Annotated in this window: 15 protein-coding genes; 9 read left to right on the plus strand and 6 right to left on the minus strand. The window is 64.1% G+C overall.

Going from position 1 to position 19490, the window contains the following annotated elements; translation table 11 throughout:
• Positions 1 to 8 precede the first annotated feature (8 nt).
• Together KW836_RS02910 and KW836_RS02915 are read left to right on the plus strand one after the other, a co-directional pair.
• Positions 9 to 389, plus strand: a complete 381-nt coding sequence (locus KW836_RS02910) for a MerR family DNA-binding transcriptional regulator (RefSeq protein WP_175123956.1) — start codon at positions 9 to 11, stop codon at positions 387 to 389.
• 5 nt (positions 390 to 394) lie between these two features.
• Positions 395 to 727, plus strand: a complete 333-nt coding sequence (locus KW836_RS02915; RefSeq protein ID WP_218342400.1) for a YnfA family protein — start codon at positions 395 to 397, stop codon at positions 725 to 727.
• A 155-nt stretch (positions 728 to 882) separates the two neighbouring features.
• Here the strand turns inward: KW836_RS02915 and KW836_RS02920 are convergent, their stop codons facing one another.
• Both KW836_RS02920 and KW836_RS02925 read right to left on the minus strand, forming a co-directional pair.
• Complete coding sequence (locus KW836_RS02920; protein ID WP_218342401.1) at positions 883 to 1854, minus strand: tripartite tricarboxylate transporter substrate binding protein; 972 nt, start codon at positions 1852 to 1854, stop codon at positions 883 to 885.
• Between the two features lie 58 nt (positions 1855 to 1912).
• On the minus strand, positions 1913 to 3088 hold the full coding sequence (locus KW836_RS02925) for a M20 aminoacylase family protein (protein ID WP_218342402.1): 1176 nt from the start codon (positions 3086 to 3088) through the stop codon (positions 1913 to 1915).
• Positions 3089 to 3336: 248 nt separating this feature from the next.
• Here KW836_RS02925 and KW836_RS02930 point away from each other — a divergent pair, with 248 nt between their 5' ends.
• The 6 genes from KW836_RS02930 (at position 3337) to KW836_RS02955 (ending at position 13191) form a co-directional block, all read left to right on the plus strand.
• On the plus strand, positions 3337 to 4515 hold the full coding sequence (locus tag KW836_RS02930) for an isovaleryl-CoA dehydrogenase (protein WP_218342403.1): 1179 nt from the start codon (positions 3337 to 3339) through the stop codon (positions 4513 to 4515).
• Positions 4516 to 4537: 22 nt separating this feature from the next.
• Entirely contained in the window at positions 4538 to 6418 is a 1881-nt protein-coding gene (gene aceK, locus KW836_RS02935) for a bifunctional isocitrate dehydrogenase kinase/phosphatase (RefSeq protein WP_218342404.1), read from the plus strand.
• Between the two features lie 35 nt (positions 6419 to 6453).
• Positions 6454 to 7635, plus strand: a complete 1182-nt coding sequence (locus KW836_RS02940) for an acetyl-CoA C-acetyltransferase (protein WP_175137022.1) — start codon at positions 6454 to 6456, stop codon at positions 7633 to 7635.
• A gap of 229 nt (positions 7636 to 7864) precedes the next feature.
• Complete coding sequence (locus tag KW836_RS02945; protein ID WP_218342405.1) at positions 7865 to 9472, plus strand: carboxyl transferase domain-containing protein; 1608 nt, start codon at positions 7865 to 7867, stop codon at positions 9470 to 9472.
• Between the two features lie 182 nt (positions 9473 to 9654).
• Positions 9655 to 11679 carry an acetyl/propionyl/methylcrotonyl-CoA carboxylase subunit alpha gene (locus KW836_RS02950; protein WP_218342406.1) on the plus strand — a complete coding sequence of 675 codons (2025 nt, stop codon included), beginning with the start codon at positions 9655 to 9657 and terminating at the stop codon, positions 11677 to 11679.
• A gap of 276 nt (positions 11680 to 11955) precedes the next feature.
• Positions 11956 to 13191: an MFS transporter gene (locus KW836_RS02955; RefSeq protein WP_218342407.1), complete on the plus strand. Its 1236-nt coding sequence runs from the start codon at positions 11956 to 11958 to the stop codon at positions 13189 to 13191.
• Positions 13192 to 13194: 3 nt separating this feature from the next.
• On the opposite strand, the gene KW836_RS02960 is transcribed toward KW836_RS02955, so the two are convergent.
• Positions 13195 to 14259: a hypothetical protein gene (locus KW836_RS02960; RefSeq protein WP_218342408.1), complete on the minus strand. Its 1065-nt coding sequence runs from the start codon at positions 14257 to 14259 to the stop codon at positions 13195 to 13197.
• Positions 14260 to 14537: 278 nt separating this feature from the next.
• On the opposite strand from KW836_RS02960, the gene KW836_RS02965 reads away from it, so the two are divergent.
• Positions 14538 to 14912, plus strand: a complete 375-nt coding sequence (locus KW836_RS02965) for a glutaredoxin (protein WP_218342409.1) — start codon at positions 14538 to 14540, stop codon at positions 14910 to 14912.
• Between the two features lie 66 nt (positions 14913 to 14978).
• Here KW836_RS02965 and KW836_RS02970 read toward each other — a convergent pair whose 3' ends face one another.
• Genes KW836_RS02970 through KW836_RS02980 form a run of 3 tightly spaced genes read right to left on the minus strand, consistent with a single transcriptional unit; the run spans position 14979 to position 19473 of the window.
• Positions 14979 to 15380, minus strand: coding sequence for a TonB-dependent receptor domain-containing protein (locus tag KW836_RS02970; protein ID WP_279971316.1), 402 nt, complete (start codon positions 15378 to 15380; stop codon positions 14979 to 14981).
• Positions 15381 to 15394: 14 nt separating this feature from the next.
• The gene (locus KW836_RS27810) at positions 15395 to 16177 is read right to left on the minus strand and encodes a DUF6708 domain-containing protein (protein WP_255595086.1); all 783 of its coding nucleotides are present in this window, start codon (positions 16175 to 16177) and stop codon (positions 15395 to 15397) included.
• Positions 16178 to 16197: 20 nt separating this feature from the next.
• Positions 16198 to 19473, minus strand: coding sequence for a T6SS effector BTH_I2691 family protein (locus tag KW836_RS02980; RefSeq protein ID WP_218342410.1), 3276 nt, complete (start codon positions 19471 to 19473; stop codon positions 16198 to 16200).
• Between the last annotated feature and the right edge of the window lie 17 nt (positions 19474 to 19490).

The following is a 19490-nucleotide window of genomic DNA, read 5'->3' on the forward strand; positions in this document are numbered from 1 at the left end:
CACGTCGCATGTCCCCGTCAACCTGGACCATCTCCGAGCTCGCCCGCGAGTTCGACGTCACGCCCCGCACGATCCGCTTCTACGAAGACCAGGGGATCGTCAGCCCGGCGCGCGAGGGCCGCAACCGCATCTTCGGACCGCGCGACCGCACGCGCCTGAAACTGGCCCTGCGCGGCAAACGGCTGGGCCTGCAACTGTCCGAGATCCTGACGCTGATCGACATGTACGACGGACCCGGCGACACCGAGGTGCAGTTGCGCCAGTATCTGTCCGTGCTGGAACAGCATCGCGTCACGCTCGAACAGCAGCGTCGCGACATCGACGATACCCTTCAGGAAATCAGCGAACAGGAACGCCAGTGCCGCGTTCTTCTGGCGCAGAAGCCGTAGTCCGCATGGCCGTTTTTCATACCATCGGGCTTTTCGTCCTGACCGCCCTGGCCGAGATCATCGGCTGCTATCTGCCTTATCTGTGGTTGCGCAAGGGCCACTCCATCTGGCTGCTCGCGCCCGCCGCGCTGAGCCTGGCGCTGTTCGCGTGGCTGCTGACGCTTCACCCGACGGCGTCTGGTCGCGTCTATGCCGCGTACGGCGGCGTGTATATCGGCATGGCGCTGCTGTGGCTGTGGGCGGTCGATGGCGTGCGGCCCAGCGCGAGCGACTGGATCGGCGTGGGCCTGTGCCTGGCCGGCATGCTGGTGATCATGTTCGGGCCGCGCGGAACCTGAACCGGCCTGCCGGACCGGCAAGAAAAAAGCGCGCGTTCCCGTCACGGGCCGCGCGCTTTGCATTGGTGCCGGTCTTTTGACGCAGGCTGCGTCTCGGCACATCTCGCGCGGCGGATCGACCGCCGCCACGCTCAATTGCCATCACAAACCGCCGGTCACTCCGCCTTGATATTGCTTTCCTTGATGATGCGGGCGTTGTTCGTGAACTCGGCCTGCACCTGCTTGGCAAACGCCTCGCCCGATGCCGTACCCGGCTGCAGGAACGACTTGGCCAGCAGTTCCTGGAACTCGGCGCTGGCCACCGCCTTGGTCAACGCTGCCTGCAACGGCTGCGCCACCGTGGGCGGCAGATTGGCCGGCGCGAAGATGCCGAAGTTCGAGTAGTACTGCGCCTGCGGCAGCTTCAGTTCGGCCATCGTCGGCACGTCGGGCCACGCGGCCAGACGCTGCGGCGCCATCACCGCCAGCGGCTTGAGCGCGCCGTTGGCCACGTGCGGCAGCACGACGTCGCTGTTGACCACCAGCAGCTCCACCACGCCGCCCAGGCCGTCGGTCAGCGCCTGACTGTTGCCGCGATACGGCACGTGCAGCATCTTGGTGCCGGTCTGCGCGGTGACCGCCGCCATGCCGATATGCGCGACCGTGCCCTGACCCGGCGTGCCGTAGCGCACGCCTTCGGGATGCGACTTGGCGTATTCGACCAGCCCCGCAAAATCCTTCACCGGCAACGCCTTGGTCGCCACGATGGCCACCGGCGCGACGGCGACGCTGGCCACCGGCGTCAGGTCCTTCATCGGGTCATAGTTGGTCTTGGCCAGATGCGGAAAGATCGTCAGCGGGCTGGTCGAGGCCAGCAGCAGCGTGGTGCCGTCCGGCTGCGCGCGCGCCACGTAGTCCGAGCCCACCGAGGCGCCCGCGCCCGGCTTGTTCTCAACGATGACCGTAATGTTGGCTTCCTTGCGCAGCGCGTCGCCCAACCGGCGCGCGATCGCATCGGCGCTGCCGCCGGCCGTGTAGGGCACGACCACGGTAACGGGCTTGGCCGGCCAGCTCTGCGCCATCGCGCCGCTTGCCATGATTGCCAGGGCCGCCCCCGCGGCCTTGATCAGCAATGTCTTCTTTTTCATATCGTCCTGGTGATGTTGCGTAGCACTGCGTTGGTGAAACGGACTGCGGTAAAGCACATCAGGCGAGGTAGCGTTGCGCCAGGCGAACCCAGTACGACGCCCCCGCCGGAATCAAGGAATCATTGAAGTCATAGCTGGCGTTGTGCAGCATGCACGGGCCCAGGCCGTGGCCCGCCATGCGATGCTCGCCGTCGCCATTGCCCAGGAATACGTAGCAGCCCGGCTTTTCCTGCAGCAGGAAGGCAAAGTCTTCTGAGGCCATGGCCGGTTCGATGGTGAGTGCGCGGTCCTCGCCCACGACCTCGCGCATCACGCCCATGCAGAATTCCGTCTCGGCCACGGTGTTGACCAGCGCCGGGTAGCGGCGCTCGAAGTACACCTCGGCCTCGCAGCCGTGCGCCGCGGCGATGCTGGGCGCAATCTCCTGCATGCGCCGCTCGATCAGGTCCACCACATCGGTGCTGTACGCGCGCACCGACCCGCCCAGCCACGCGGTATTGGGAATCACGTTGATGACAGTGCCGCCCGCCTGAACCTGCGTGATCGACAGCACGGCGGCATCCAGCGGGCGCTTGCTGCGCGTCAGGATCGTCTGCAACGACTGGCCGATGGCAAAGAGCGCCGGCACCGGGTCGTTGCAGTCCTGCGGCGCGGCGGCGTGGCCGCCCTTGCCCTTGACCGTGATCTTGAAGCCGTTGGCCGCCGCCATCATGGGACCGGCACAGACGCCGAACGCACCGGCCGGCAGGCCCGGCCAGTTGTGCATGCCAAAGACCGCCTCGCACGGAAAGCGCGTGAACAGGCCATCCTGGATCATCGCCCGACCGCCCGCGCCGCCTTCCTCGGCCGGCTGAAAGCACAGGTACACGGTGCCGTCGAAGCCGCCCGCCGTCTGCAAATGCTGCGCCGCAGCCAGCAGCATCGCGGTATGGCCGTCGTGGCCGCAGCCATGCATTTTGCCGTCGTGGCGCGAGCGGTGCTCGAACTGGTTTTCTTCCTGCATGGGCAGCGCGTCCATGTCGGCGCGCAGCATGATGGCCCGGTCCGACGTGCCCCGCTTGATCACGCCCACCACGCCCGTCTTGGCAATGCCCGTATGCGTTTCAATGCCCCAGCCGCGCAGCGTGTCGGCCACCACCTTGGCCGTGCGGTGCTCTTCGTAGCAAAGCTCCGGGTGCATATGAATGTCACGGCGCAACGCCACGATGTCGTCCAGATTGGAAAGTTCGAGCACAGCTGACTCCGTCGGATATTTCAGGATTAAAGGGTCATATCAAGTATTGCCCATCGTCCCTGTCGCAGCGGTGTGCAACGCGCTAGGGATAACCCTCATCCAATTTACGTTTACGTAAACGTAATATTTGCACTGCATCATTGCGCAGCGCCGGATGAACGGCGCATCATGGATCACCCCCGCGACGGCGGCCAAGACACGTCCGCGCAGGTTCATGAATGTAAGCACCTACTATCACGGAGACACTGATGAATCTTCCCGGCCTGAACTTCGACCTGGGCGAAGACCTGGACATGCTGCGCGACGCCGTCCGCAATTTCGCGCAGGCCGAGATCGCGCCGCGCGCCGCGGAAGTCGACCGCAGCGACCAATTCCCCATGGACCTGTGGCGCAAATTCGGTGACCTCGGCGTGCTGGGCATGACCGCCGACGAGGAATACGGCGGCGCCAACATGGGTTACCTGGCCCACATGGTCGTCATGGAAGAAATCTCACGCGCCAGCGCCTCCATTGGCCTGTCGTACGGCGCGCACTCCAACCTGTGCGTGAACCAGATCAACCGCAACGGCACCGCCGTCCAGAAGGCCAAGTACCTGCCCAAGCTGATCTCCGGCGAACACGTGGGCGCGCTGGCCATGAGCGAGCCGGGCGCCGGCTCCGACGTCGTCAGCATGAAGCTGCGCGCGGAAAAGAAGGGCGACCGCTACGTGCTGAACGGCACCAAGATGTGGATCACCAACGGCCCGGACGCCGACACCCTGGTCGTCTACGCCAAGACCGACCCCGAGGCCCACCAGCGCGGCATCACCGCCTTTCTGGTCGAAAAGGGTTTCAAGGGCTTTTCCGTGGCGCAGAAGCTGGACAAGCTGGGCATGCGCGGCAGCCACACCGGCGAGCTGGTGTTCCAGGACTGCGAGATCCCCGAGGAAAACGTGCTGGGCCAGGTCAACGGCGGCGTAAAGGTGTTGATGAGCGGCCTGGACTACGAACGCGCCGTGCTGTCCGGCGGACCGCTGGGCATCATGCAGGCCGTGATGGACGTGGTGGTGCCCTACATCCACGACCGCAAGCAGTTCGGCCAGGCCATCGGCGAATTCCAGCTCATCCAGGGCAAGGTCGCCGACCTGTACACCACGCTGCAGGCCAGCCGCGCCTTCTGCTATCAGGTCGGCAAGAACCTGGACAAACTGGGGTCCGACCACGTGCGCCAGGTGCGCAAGGACTGCGCCGCGCTCATCCTGTACACCGCCGAGAAGGCCACCTGGATGGCGGGCGAGGGCGTGCAGATCCTGGGCGGCAACGGCTACATCAACGAATACCCGGTCGGCCGCCTGTGGCGCGACGCCAAGCTGTACGAAATTGGCGCCGGCACCAGCGAAATCCGCCGCATGCTGATCGGCCGCGAACTCTTCAACGAAACCGCCTGACGCCTTATCCACAGCCCGCGCCATGATCCGCACGTCCGACATCCAGCACATCGAGCAGGCGCCCGCCCCGGGCCCCTCGCCGCTGGAGGTCGCGCGCCTGATCCTGGCCGGCTTTGACCGGCACTACGCGCTGTTCCGTTACAGCGCACAGCGTGCCAAGGCGCTGTTTGAATCCGGCGACTGGCACGGCATCCAGCATCTATCGCGCGAACGCATCGAGTACTACGACATGCGCGTGCGCGAATGCGCCACGCAACTGGAAGGCGTGCTGCGCGGGCGGCCCGAGGGTGCCGTGGGGGGAAACGGTACGAGCAACGGCACCGGCAACGGCGCCGCCGCCCCGTCCCTGACCGACGCGCAGACCGCGTACTGGCAGCAGATCAAGCAGGAGTTCGTCGGCCTCCTGGGCGAACACCGCCAGCCCGAATGCGCCGAGACCTTCTTCAACTCGGTGTCGTGCCGCCTGCTGCACCGCGACTACTTCCACAACGACTTCCTGTTCGTACGCCCGGCAGTCGCCACCGACTACCTCGACAGCAGCGTGCCGTCCTACCGCGTGTATTACCCGGTGACCGACGGCCTGGAAAAAAGCCTGATCCGCATGGTGGCCGACTTTGGCCTGGCGCTGCCTTTTGAAGACCTGCCGCGCGACACGCGATTGCTGGCGCGCGCCGCCGTGTCCAAGCTTCGCGCGGTCCTGCCGCGCCACGTCGGCCGGCGCATCGCCACCGACTGCCAGCTCCACGCACTGGGATCGCTGTTCTTTCGCAACAAGGGCGCCTACATCGTCGGCCGCCTGATCAACCAGACCACCGTCTACCCCTTTGCCATCGCGCTGACGCGCAATCCGGCGGGGCAGGTGACGCTGGACGCGCTGCTGCTGGGCGCGGACGACCTGAGCACGCTGTTCAGCTTTACCCGCGCGTATTTCCTGGTCGACATGGAAACGCCCGCTGCGGTGGTGAATTTTCTGTCAAGCCTGTTGCCGCGCAAGCCCAAGGCCGAGCTCTACACCATGATCGGCCTGCAAAAGCAGGGCAAGACGCTGTTCTACCGCGACTTCCTGCACCACCTGGCCCACTCGCGCGACGCCTTCGACATCGCCCCCGGCATCAAGGGCATGGTGATGTGCGTGTTCACGCTGCCGTCCTATCCGTACGTGTTCAAGCTCATCAAGGACCGCATCGACAAGGACGGCATGGATCACGCCACCGTGCGGCGCAAGTACCAGATGGTCAAGCTGCACGACCGCGTGGGCCGCATGGCCGACACCTGGGAATATTCACAGGTGGCCCTGCCGCGCGCCCGCTTTGCGCCCGCGCTGCTCACCGAACTGCGGCGTCTGGTGCCTAGTCTTATCGAGGAAACCGCCGACACCGTCGTCATCCGCCACGTCTACATCGAACGCCGGATGACGCCGCTGAACCTGTATCTGCAGCAAGCGCCGGACGCGCTGCTGGACCACGCCGTGCGCGAATACGGGGACGCCATCCGGCAACTGGCCGCGGCCAACATCTTCCCCGGCGACATGCTTTACAAGAATTTCGGCGTCACGCGCCTGGGCCGCGTCGTCTTTTATGACTACGACGAAATCCAGCGCATGACCGAGATGAACTTCCGGCGCATTCCGCCGGCCCCGAATGAAGAAGCGGAGATGGCGTCCGAACCCTGGTACGCCATCGGCCCGAACGACGTCTTCCCCGAGGAATTCGGCCGCTTCCTGCTGGGCGATGCGCGCGTGCGCAGCGCCTTCATGCGTCACCATGCCGACCTCCTGGAACCGGACTGGTGGCAGGCCTGCCGCGCCCACGTGGCGCAAGGCCGGATCGAAGAATTTTTCCCTTACGATAAGGACAGACGCTTGCGTGCAGACCGCCCTTCAAACGGCAACGCGGTGTTGTAACTCAATCGCTGTCCCGACCCTCACAGGAGCAAGTCATGTCAGATCCCATCGTCATCGTTTCCGTCGCCCGCACGCCCATGGGCGGCATGCTGGGCAACTTGTCCGGCCTGGCCGCGCACGAGCTGGGCTCGGTCGCCATCAAGGCTGCAGTTGAACGCGCCGGCATCAAGCCCGAGCAGGTCGACGAAGTCATCATGGGCAACGTGCTGCAAGCCGGCCAGGGCCAGGCGCCCGCCCGCCAGGCCGCGCTGGGCGCCGGCCTGCCGCTGGGCGTGGCGTGCACCACCATTCACAAAGTCTGCGGCTCGGGCCTGAAGGCCGCGATGTTCGGTCATGACCTGCTGGCCTCGGGCAGCGCCGAGATCGTCGTCGCCGGCGGCCAGGAAAGCATGAGCAACGCGCCGTACCTGCTGCTCAAGGGCCGCCAGGGCTACCGCTACGGCCACAACACCGTGTACGACCACATGGCGCTGGATGGCCTGGAAGACGCGTACGACAAGGGCAAGGCCATGGGCGTCTTCGCCGAAGACTGCGCCGCCAAGTACTCGTTCACGCGCGAACAGCAGGACGCGTTCTCGCTGGAATCGCTGCGCCGCGCGCGCGCCGCTTCGGAAGACGGCAGCTTCAAGTGGGAAATCGCGCCCGTCACCGTGGCGGGCCGCAAGGGCGACACCGTGATCGACACCGACGAAGCGCCCACCAAGGCCATGCCGGAAAAGATCCCGACCCTCAAGCCTGCCTTCAAGAAGGACGGCACCGTCACCGCCGCGAACTCGTCGTCCATCTCCGACGGCGCCGCCGCCATGGTGCTGATGCGCGCGTCCACCGCTGAGAAACTCGGCGTCAAGCCGCTGGCCCGCATCGTCGCGCACTCGCAGCACTCGCAGGAACCCAACTGGTTCACCACCGCCCCCGTCGGCGCGCTGAAGAACCTGTTCAACAAGACCGGCTGGAAGGCCGAAGACGTGGACCTGTACGAGATCAACGAAGCCTTCGCGGTGGTCGCCATGGCCGCCATGACCGACTTCAAGCTCTCGCCTGAAAAGGTCAACATCCACGGTGGCGCCACCGCGCTGGGCCACCCGATCGGCGCCTCCGGCGCACGCCTGGTGGCCACCCTGATCGGCGCGCTGCGCAAGACCGGCGGCAAGCGCGGCGTGGCCACGCTGTGCATCGGCGGCGGCGAAGCCGTCGCGATGGCCATCGAAATGGTCTAAGCCGTTGCCTGCTTGAGACACGGGCTTCGGCCTGTGCCTCAAGCAGGATTTCGCTGCGCCTTTCTGGCATTGCAACCACCGCGACGGGTCGGTCGCGGGCCATGCAGGAAAGGCGCAACGAAATCCTGATTTACCAAGTCGACAAGAATGCCCGGCCCACCGGGCAGCGAGACAACCCGCTCTTATCGAGCGCCTTCAAATTCCAATCAAGCAGGACGGGTGGTACCCCATGCCCATCATCGAATCCCGCATCAATCCGCGGTCGCAGGACTACATCGACAACGCCAGCGCCATGCAGGCGCAACTGGACGATCTGAACCAGCAATTGGCGCAGACGGCCCTGGGCGGCAGCGAATCCGCCCGCGCCAAGCACACCGCGCGCGGCAAGCTTCTGCCGCGCGACCGCGTCGAAAACCTGATCGATCCGGGCACCCCGTTCCTGGAACTGTCGCCCATGGCGGCGCATGGCATGTATGACGGCGACGCGCCCGGCGCGGGCGTCATCACCGGCATCGGCCGCGTGTCCGGCACCGAGTGCGTCATCGTCTGCAACGACGCCACGGTCAAGGGCGGCACCTACTATCCGATGACGGTCAAAAAGCACCTGCGCGCGCAGGAGATCGCCGCGCAGAACAACCTGCCGTGCGTGTATCTGGTGGACTCGGGCGGCGCCAACCTGCCGCAGCAGGACGAAGTCTTTCCCGACCGCGACCACTTCGGCCGCATCTTCTACAACCAGGCGCAAATGTCGGCGCAGGGCATTGCGCAGATCGCCGTGGTGATGGGCTCCTGCACCGCCGGCGGCGCCTATGTGCCCGCCATGAGCGACGAGTCCATCATCGTGCGCAACCAGGGCACCATCTTTCTGGGCGGCCCGCCGCTGGTCAAGGCCGCCACCGGCGAAGAAGTCAGCGCCGAAGACCTGGGCGGCGGCGACGTGCACACGCGCCTGTCCGGCGTGGTCGACCACCTGGCCGCCAATGACATGCACGCGCTGCAACTGGCTCGCAATGCGGTTGCGCGCCTGAACCGCAAAAAGCCGCAGCCGCTGGCCACGATCCCCGTGCGCGAACCGCGCTTCGATCCCAGCGAACTGAACGGCATCATTCCCGCTGACACCCGCAAGCCCTACGACGTGCGCGAAGTCATCGCGCGCATCGTCGACGGTTCCGAGTTCGACGAGTTCAAGTCGCGCTTCGGCCCCACGCTGGTCACTGGCTTCGCGCACATCCACGGCATGCCCGTCGGCATCGTGGCCAACAACGGCATCCTGTTCTCCGAGTCCGCGCAGAAGGGCGCGCACTTCATCGAACTGTGCGCGCAGCGCAAGATCCCGCTGGTCTTCCTGCAGAACATCACCGGCTTCATGGTCGGCCGCAAGTACGAGAACGAAGGCATTGCGCGCCACGGCGCCAAGATGGTGACGGCCGTCGCCACCGCCAACGTGCCCAAGTTCACCGTGCTGATCGGCGGCTCGTTCGGCGCCGGCAACTACGGCATGTGCGGCCGCGCCTATTCGCCGCGCATGCTCTTCATGTGGCCCAACGCCCGCATCTCGGTCATGGGCGGCGAGCAGGCGGCAAGCGTGCTGGCCACCGTCAAGCGCGATGGCATCGAAGCGCGCGGCGGGCAATGGTCTGCCGATGAAGAGACGGCGTTCAAGGCACCGATCCGCGAACAGTATGAGCGCGAAGGCCATCCGTATTACGCCACTGCGCGGTTGTGGGACGACGGCATCATCGCGCCGGCCGACACGCGCCGCGTGCTGGGACTGGCGTTGTCCGCCGCGCTGAACGCGCCCATCGAAGACACCAAGTTCGGTGTCTTCCGGATGTGAATGGGACCCACCCCCTACGCGCTTCGCGCGCCCCCTCAAGGGGGCGGCACTGGCGGACCGGCGGAACCGGATCCGCGGTGCCCCCGATAGGGCCGGCGCAGTCGGGGAACGGTTGTTAGAAATTTAGCGGCAGTGCCCTCGCCGCACCGCTGTCAACAAACAAACTCAGCTTGGATAACGCAATGTTCGATACTGTGCTGATTGCCAACCGCGGCGAAATCGCCTGCCGCGTCGCCGCCACCGCCCGCCGCATGGGCCTGCGCACCGTCGCCGTCTATTCCGACGCGGACGCCAACTCGCGTCACGTCGCCGCCTGCGACCAGGCCGTCTACATCGGCGGCTCCGAGCCGCGCGCCAGCTACCTGCGCGCCGATGCCATCCTGCAAGCCGCGCGCGACACCGGCGCCGGCGCCATCCACCCCGGCTACGGCTTCCTGTCCGAGAACGAAGCTTTCGCCCAAGCCGCGCAAGACGCCGGCATCGCCTTCGTCGGCCCGCCGGCATCGGCCATCGCCGCCATGGGCAGCAAGTCCGCCGCCAAGACCCTCATGGAAAAGGCCGGCGTGCCGCTCGTGCCCGGCTATCACGGCGACAACCAGGACCCGCAGTTCCTCAAGACGCAGGCCGACGCCATCGGCTATCCCGTGCTCATCAAGGCCAGCGCGGGCGGCGGCGGCAAGGGCATGCGCATCGTCGAATCGTCCGGCGCATTCCTGGACGCACTGGCCTCGTGCCAGCGCGAAGCCGCGTCCAGCTTTGGCGATGACCGCGTCCTGATCGAACGCTATCTGCAAAAGCCGCGCCACATCGAAATCCAGGTCTTCGCCGACACGCACGGCAACTGCGTGTACCTGTTCGAACGCGACTGCTCCGTGCAGCGCCGCCACCAGAAGGTCATCGAAGAAGCCCCCGCCCCCGGCATGACCGAAGAACGCCGCCGCGCCATGGGCGAGGCCGCGGTCTCGGCCGCGCGCGCCGTCGGCTACGTCGGCGCGGGCACCGTCGAGTTCATCGCCGAGCCCGACGGCCGCTTCTACTTCATGGAAATGAACACGCGCCTGCAGGTCGAGCACCCGGTCACCGAAATGATCACCGGCCACGACCTCGTCGAATGGCAACTGCGCGTGGCCGCCGGCCAGCCGCTGCCCGCGCGCCAGGAAGACCTGCGCATCAACGGCCACGCCATCGAGGCCCGCATCTACGCCGAGAACCCCGAGAAGGGCTTTCTGCCGTCCATCGGCACGCTCGCCTACTTGGGCCTGCCGCCGCACACCGCGTTTGCCAACGGCGACATCCGCGTCGACGGCGGCGTGCGCATGGGCGACACGATCACCCCGTTCTACGACCCGATGATCGCCAAGCTCATCGTGCACGGCGCCGACCGCGACCAGGCCCGCGCCCGCATGCTGCAGGCCTTGGCGCAGACGCAGGCCGTGGGCGTGCAGACCAACGTCGCGTTCCTGTCGCGCCTGATGAAGGACAGTGCCTTCGCGGCCGCTGATCTGGACACCGGCCTCATCGAGCGCCAGCGCGCCACGTTGCTGCCTGACCCGAAGCCCGCCGACGCCGACGCACTGGCCCTTGCCACCGCGGCCGTGTTGGTTCGCCAAGGACTGGCTCAACCGGGCGCGCAAGGCGCGGGCAAAGGTCCCGCCGATCCGTGGGACGCGCGCGACGGCTGGCGCTTAGGCGGCCAGTATCGGCGTCAACTGCAATGGACCGACAACGGCGAAGCCCGTCACGTCACCGTGGCCCGACAGGGCGGTGCTTGGACGCTGGATACCGGCGACGGCGCCCTGCCGTTCTTGTGGCGCTCGCATGCCAGCGCCAATCCCAACCTGGCCTACGGCCTGCGCATCACCCTGCAAGGCCATGAAAGCGCCGGCACCGTCGTCCTGCACGGCGACCGCGCCTACGTCTTCCGCGAGGACGGCTCGCACGTCCTGGAGCTGTATGACGCGTTGACGCACTCGCAGGACACGCAAGGCGATCACGGCGCGGGTCTGGCCGCGCCCATGCCCGGCAAGATCATCTCGATCTCGGTCAAGGCGGGCGACAAGGTCGAAAAGGGCCAGCCGCTGCTCGTGATGGAAGCGATGAAGATGGAACACACCATTTCCGCCACCGCGGACGGGACGGTGGGGGAAGTGTTCTATGGGGTAGGCGATCAGGTGACGGAAGGCGCCGAGCTCGTCTCGATCGAGTAACGGCGATTTGAACGTACCCGACGGCTTCCGGCGGTATCGCCGGGAGCCGTTTTGTTTATGCGGCTTCATAAAATTCGCGTAAGGCGCCGGCATTCAAGGTCACGTACTGGCTGCGTGCTTGGACGGCCGGCGCATCCTTCTTGCGCGTTGTGACGGATTGCCGCGCGGTTCCGATCATTTCGACACCGAAGATCACCTCTTGCGGTCCGCCTCGGTTTAGCTGTCCGTCAGCGCCCCTCGCCTAGAATCGGCGCTTCCCCCCGCGCCACGCCCACCATGTCCGCCGCCGACACGCCCAGTCCGCTTTCCCGTCCGCCGTTCCTGCATTTCCTCTGCGGCCGCGTCGCGGCATCGCTGGCATTCCAGATCGTCTCCGTCGCCGTGGGCTGGCAGATCTACGCGCTGTCCGGCAGCGCGCTCGACCTGGGCCTCATCGGCCTCGCCCAGTTCCTCCCGATGGCCGCCCTGACGCTCGTCGTCGGCCACGTCGCCGACCGCTACGACCGCCGCAAGATCGTCGCCGTCTGCATGGCGCTCGAGGCGCTTGCCACGCTGGTCCTCGCCATCGCCGCGCTGCACGGCGTCGGCGGCAAGACGCTCATCTACGCCACGATCATCATCATGAGCTCGGCCCGCGCCTTCGAAGCGCCGACGCTCTCCACGCTCATCCCCGCCGTCGTCCCGCGCGAATGGCTCCCGCGCGCCACCGCGCTGTCCTCATCCGGCGGCCAGATCGCGCAGATCGCAGGCCCGGCGCTCGGCGGCGTCGGCTACAGCCTCGGAGCAGGGTGGATCTACTGCGTCGCCGCCGCGCTGTATCTGATGGCCTTCATCGCCATTGCCACCCTCGTCATCGAACGCGCGCCACCCCGCAAGGAACCGACCACGTGGCGCACGCTGTTTGGCGGGATCACCTTCATCTTCCAGCGCCGGCTGCTGCTGGGCACGCTGTCGCTGGATCTCTTTGCTGTGCTGCTGGGCGGGGCGACGGCGTTGCTGCCGATCTTTGCGAAAGACATCCTCAATGCCGGGCCGTGGGCGCTTGGTGCTTTGCGCGCGGCTCCGGCTTGCGGTGCGGCGCTGATGTCGTTGACGCTGGCGCGATTGAGCCTCGGTGAAAACGTCGGCCGGCTGCTGTTCGGTTCGCTCATCGTGTTCGGCTTGGCGACCACCGTGTTCGGTCTATCGACGTCGATCCCGCTATCGATCGCCGCGCTGGTCGTGCTCGGCGCGGCCGATGCGGTCAGCGTTGTCGTGCGGTCATCGCTAGTGCAGTTGAATACGCCCGACCACATGCTGGGGCGAGTCAGCGCGGTGAACACCTTGTTTGTCGGGGCGTCGAATCAGCTGGGGGAGTTTGAATCGGGTCTGACTGCGCAGTTGTTTGGCGCGGTGCCCGCCGTAGTGATCGGCGGGGTTGGGACGATTGCAGTCGCCGCGCTGTGGATGCGGTGGTTCCCTGAGTTGAGGCGGCTTAGGACGTTGAACGGGAATGAGGTGGCGCAGACGTAGGACCTACTTCCGCATCTCAAACCGATTCGCCGCCCCAGCCGCCGGCTCAAAGTAATACTTAGGCTCCCGATAAACCAGGTCCTGCAACGCAGCATCCAGCTTCGGCAACTCAAAACTCGCAGCGCTACGCGCCTTCCGAAAATCCTCAATACTGGCGGGCAAGCGCTCCAGCGTCACCGACTCCAGCAAACACACCCATTCCCCAGCCAGCACCCCGCACGAATCCTCGACAATGACCGGCTGGTCCTCCGGCATCTTGTACCCATCCATCAGCACCACATCGCCCGCTTCCAGCGTAATCGTGGCCAACGGCGTGAAGAGCAGTTCCGTGTCAACGCCGGCAACGGGCAACATCTCTGCCTCGCGATTGTGGAACGCGCGCCTGGCCCCTTCCACCCAGCGATACTCCCGGGCAGCCTCGTTGCAGCCTTCACCAATGCGCAACGTCACCTCGCACCCTGAGCCCAGTCCATCCTCGCTGGGCACGAGCGGCGTCCAGGGTCCTTCCTTCTTGAAGTCGATAGCCATCGTCTCAGTCAGCGTAGCCATGCCGAGGTTTTTCAGATAATCCATCGTTTTCGCGCGCGCCTCCGAGTCCGGCAGCGCCGTCCGAGGCTGACGGTACGCAATGCGATTGAGCCGATACTCGCCAGGCCACACCGGAATCACCTGATACGCGAGCGCGCCGCGCGTCGTCTGGAACAATGGACCGGTATCCGAGACATCGAACTTGTGTTTGCCTTGGCCCACGGTCATCGCAAAGCCCTTTTCGGTCTTATGCTGCCAATGCACGAGCGCGCTGTGCTGGCGGGTAAATTGATCCCGCGTGGCCGCATCATCAAAGTTGCGCGGCGTTCCCGCATCGAAATTGACGGTCGGGATGACCACAATCGCCATGTCCTTGCGGGCCTGGTCGAACAGCTCGTCGGTGTTGGCGACGTGCCGTTTCCGCATGGCTGCCGCCTCGGCCTGTAGCGCTTCATCGCTGGGTGACTGTGCCCACGCGGAAAGCGGGGCGAACAGGGCGGACACGCATACAAGGGCAAGCACGCGGCGAGACAGCGTCATCGGTCTTCGTTCCTTTATGAGTTCGGAGGTTGAGCCTATCGGCGCCCGCCGCCCATCTGGCCGAAAAGGGCCCCGGGGCGAAGACGCCAGGGCATGATATCGCGGTGAGCGTTCATGAGAAGCGACGCGCCGGTCCGCGTCTTGGCCGCACTGCTGGACGCCTTCCGCCACTTGCGGGCGACGGGTCATGTGCTTCCGTCGTACCCAGGGTTCACAACCGCCAAAGCAGCCGCACAGAGTAGACTGACACCCTCTCTCACCATTCAGAGTCCCCATTCATGCTCGTCAAAGCCCTGCGTGTCGGCCTGGGTCAAATCATTGTCCTGGGCGACGCACTGACCCGTCCGCGTCCCCAGAAGCGGTCGCCGCAAGGCCAGGCCGCCGTCAACGCGGATGCCGCCGCGCTCTCGCTGTATCAATTCCAGGCCTGCCCGTTCTGCGTGAAGACGCGCCGCGCGATGCATCGGCTCAACGTGCCGATCACGCTGAAGGACGCCAAGCATGACCCCGAGGCGCGCGCCGCGTTGCAGGCGGGCGGCGGCAAGGTGAAGGTGCCTTGCTTGCGCATCGAAGACGCCGACGGCACGCGCTGGATGTACGAGTCCAACGACATCATCGCGTACCTTGAAAAGCGCTTCGCCAACGTTGCATGATCACGCGAAAAGCAAACCGCCTGCCGAATCATCCGGCAGGCCGTTTTCAATTGCGTAAAGAACGCGTCAGAACCTTCCTCGCAGCGTCAGCAGCACACTGCGCGGCGCGCCGTAGTTGTTCCGGTTGTCCAGATAGCCCGGGTACTCGTAATAGACCTTGTCGAACAGATTGTTCACGTTCACCGCGGCGGTCCAATGCGAAGTCAGGTCATACGCGACGCTCGTATTCCAGACGCTGTAGGACGGACGCCGCACGTTCGAAATCGTGTTGACCAACGCACTCTGCCAAATGACGTCCCCGCTAATACTCACCCGATTCAAGTCACCCGGCAGGCGGTATTCGCTCCACACGCGCAGCATGCGCCGAGGCGTTTCCTCGCTGAAGGTCTGGCCCTCGCGCTCGGGGTCGCTCAGATACTTGTTGCTGTTGAACGTATAGCCCGCGGCCGCATGCTCGGCCGAAGACACCGACCAAAGGCGAATTACGGTCCCGTGCGCGACTCGACGTCCATATCAGCCGGCCACTCCACCTTGGGCGCTAAACGCAAGGCCAAGTGGTAGGGCGGCACATCGTTGTTCCAATCACGAGGCGGGATTGGATACTGGGGTAATGCCTCCGGTCCCTGATTCATGAACGCGCGCGCCATTGCCCACATGTGCTCGCCGTTGGCGTTGCTGCCGGCGAATTGGAAGCGGTCAATGACGTGATTAGTGCCCGGCGCCACCACAGCAATATCAACGCCCCACGCGAAAATCGGCACACCGCTGGGGGTCAGCGCCTTGCGGCTCCAGGCTTCGGCTCGGAGGTCTCTCCAGTCGAAAGCCTCCGGGCGAACACCCCAACCCTTTCGACTGATCGGTCCGCCGCTGTGAAATCGGTACACGTAAACTTTGCCTCGCTTGCGGTTGAAACGAATGGGCTCGTCTCGAGGGGCGGCTATACCTGTGCGTAACATGCCTATTCCCAGGACGAAACTGACCATTATTGCTCCCAATAAAAAGACATAAGCCAATGGATTTGATTTAAATGCATATGCGCCGTCTGCTAGCTCAAGCAACAACATTACGAGCATTAGAAACGCGATCGTGAGAATAAAGATGCCACAAGCGCAAACCACCGTTCGATTCAATATTTTGGCGGTATGCAACTCAAGGTAGATTTCGTCCACGTAATTTGGTGCGACGCCGATTGGATGAAAAATATGATCCGGTGGTGCCCATGGAAGCGGAAGATCAGCTTTCCATCCAGCAGTCGGAATGTCCAAGAGAGCTTTCGGAGACGTTGTCATTTGGCCTCCGAAACGTCCACGATTGCGATCATCTCTGAGTCGTGAATGTTTGGTAGGTACTCTAGAACGATTCGTGCCTCATCGATATCGTGACTAACTTTGAGTTCGATCGAGCCTTCCACAATAAGGAAGGTTTCCTTTCCTTCCTCTACTGCAGTAACCGTGCGCTCGCGGCTAGTCGGCGCATTACTTTCAGGCACATAATCCAGCCGCTGTAGCGGGATGCTATGTTCACTTGACTTGGGATCACCGAGTGGGTGCATACCGGACGCCATAATCTGCTCGCCGGAATACCGCTTTACGATAAGTCGCCACTTAAAGGCTACGCGGGAGACATCGTAGCGAGGCATGACTATTTGATATTGCAATTGCGGTATAACCGCCGGCCCTCCCTCCGCCCCACCCATGGCGGCAGCCTTCCCTTCGTAGTGGACGGCTCGCACTATAGAACCAAACACCACCTGCACATCGACCCCAAGAACCGCCGCATTCAATGCGGAAACTGCCGAATTCGCGTCGTCAAACTTATCACTCTCCGATAGTCCAAAGTGACTACGATACGCCCATCGTTCTAAGGGAGACGACTCAGCCTCCCCACCAAGCTGCAGAAAGACAAACGCACTAATTCCAGCAAGAATTGCCCACCCGACAGGCCCAAGCACCCAGGTGGCACTCAATATTGTCGTCGAGGCGGAATAGAGGGCGTACACCGCAAAGCCCGCGCTTGTGACGGATAATCCTGCAGCACCGAAGTACCAAGATCTTGCTGATTTACCGCCAGCATCACCGGCACGACCAGCTGCAACTAAAGCCGCAACTGCGTCAACAGCCCCAGACGCCGCGCCCAATATTGCCCCAAACCGCGCCAGTGCTTTACCAGCATCCGCGAGCTGACTGATGGCACCGACACTCGACGCATGCGCGCGGAGAACTTTCCTCGCTTGCTCAGCGCTGGCCCTCATCGTCATTCCCGCCACCTCAATACTTCCCCCCAACACCCCGATCGAGGCCGAGTACACCGCCAGCACGGCTTCCTCGTGTTTGGCTCCAAAGGTGGCATCCACGGCTTCAACCGATTTACGCAAGCCCTGCGATAACAGGTACGTGGAGCCAACAGCAAGCAGCAGTTCAGCGCTTCCGACCGTGCCGCGGGCAATCGCGGCAGCACTGCGCGCGCCCCTCAATCCGGTCTGCGCGAGGTCGGCGGCCCGCGCCACGTTTAGCTGAAGACCGGCCAAGGCCTTGCGCGCCCCCGGCTCCAGCGTGCCGGCGAGCACTTTGAGTTCGCTTAGCGCTCCGCCGGCCCGGCGCGTGGCGTCTCCGATAACCTCCCCTGTTTGCTGGGTGGCATCCTTGACGACGTCGCCAAAGCGCTTTCGCAAGTCATTCGCGTTTCCTTCGACCCACAACACCACGTCAACCATCTGTTCCGCGAGTTTCGGATCGCTCAGGGCCAGGCTGAGGACACCAGCAGTCAGCACCGACCGCACCTGCTTGTGCGCCTTTCCGGTCGCTTTCTCAATGGCCGTCGCAAGCCTGTTTCGGTCTTCCCCAATCTGCTTGCACATCAATGTGTAAAACTCACCCAGCTTCATCTGAACGGCGACCTGGGTCATGTATGTTCGCGAGTACAGCAAGAGCGATGCGCTGTTCACACGCGTGGCGACGTTGCGCGCGCCGGCATCAACCTTCAGTTCCAGTCGGCTCACCGCACCGTTGTAAGCGGCCAGCACACTGGCGATCGCGTCCTGGACGTTAGGCCATATGAGTTTGTCGCCCAGGTCGCTACTGGTAATGATCTTGGTGACCGGGGCGTAGAGCTTCCCGAAGTCGTTCCAATCCAGTTCGCCCTGATTGCCGAACGTGGGCACCAGACTTTGCATCAGGCTTTTGTCGAGCGCCAGCAGGGTCTTGAAGACGATGCTCTGACCATCCATGACCCAGGCTTCCCACGCGCGCGCCGACGGCCCGGTGACGGGTTGGATGTTGCCCTCGGAATCTGGTTTAGGCGTTGCTTCGGTGATGCCGCCGCTCAGGCACAGCTCCATCGTGCGGATGTAACCCAATACTGAGTACGCATTTTGCGCATCGTAGTCATACTGCTCCGCCGAGCGGAACATCGGGTTGTTGAGGATCTGGTCTGCGTAGAGTTCGGCCAGCTTGTCCACTTGCGTCTGCAACCGCGCCTTGTGCGCTTCGAACGCTTTCTCCCAACTGGCGCGCGCCACTTCGTCGTATCGCTCATCGAGCCGCGCAAGCAGCTTCCCTGCCTTGTGCTCGACCTGTTCGGCTCGCTCGCGAGCGGGGTCGCCGAAAACCGGCGGCCCCGCCGTTCCACTGTGGTAAGCATAGGGACTGTGGGCAATGGCGTTGTCCGCGGCCACCTTGCAGAGTTCACGCAGGCGCTTCAGGCTTTCGGACGTGAAGAATTTGTAGTTGTTGAGCGGGTCTGCCTCATAAGCCTGCCGCTCCCTTAGGCAACCCAGGCGCTGATGATTGATTTCCTGGACCATCCCGACCGGGTCCGGCAGGACCAACGCCAACACGCCATTCGGCAATTGCTCGCGCTGTGTCTGAGTCCGGACGAAACCTTCAAGCGCGTTCAAGCGATGATTGCGCGAGCAAAATCCGTGCACGCTGACAAAATCGCCGATCGTGGGCGTAGCGTATTCCAGCACGTGCTGATCGACCTGAAGGCGCTGCTCCGTCATTGCGATGCCTACACTCGCGGGATCATTCCGCGCAGTCTGCAAGTCAAGCTCGTAAAACCTGACGGCCATTGGCGACTTTTCGCCCGCGAAACTGTGGAGATAGCGATTCAATACGCTGTCGGACCACGGATCGCTGGAGAACGCTATCCACGCGGTCTTAAACAGCTTGGTGTCGATGTTGATGAACGAAGCCGGGACGTCGTGGTCGCGGTGGATACATCTTTCGCTCAGCGGCTCTGGGGCTGCCCGCGGCATGGAAAATGGGTTGAACTGACGCAGCGCCCCTTCGGGCGTCACCTGATAAGCCTGCCACTCTCGCTTGTCGAGCAGCACATAGAGATACCCTTCACGTAGGATACGCGGCTGGTCGAGCCGCAACGGCACGGCAGCCAGATCGCCGCCGCCGGCAAGCGGCCGCTTTGATGTCGCGGTGGGCTTAGGCGCGTAGGCCGTTCGCAACGGAAGGATTGGCAGGCCAGTGCGTTCGCAGGCGTTGCATGTGCCCGTAGGATTGGGGACAGCATGGCGGATCGCCCAACTCAAGGTCGTGCTGACGCTCATAAGTTCCTTTGCTTGGC

This window comes from Achromobacter sp. ACM05, assembly GCF_019218915.1.
Taxonomy (GTDB): Bacteria; Pseudomonadota; Gammaproteobacteria; order Burkholderiales; family Burkholderiaceae_B; genus Achromobacter; species Achromobacter animicus.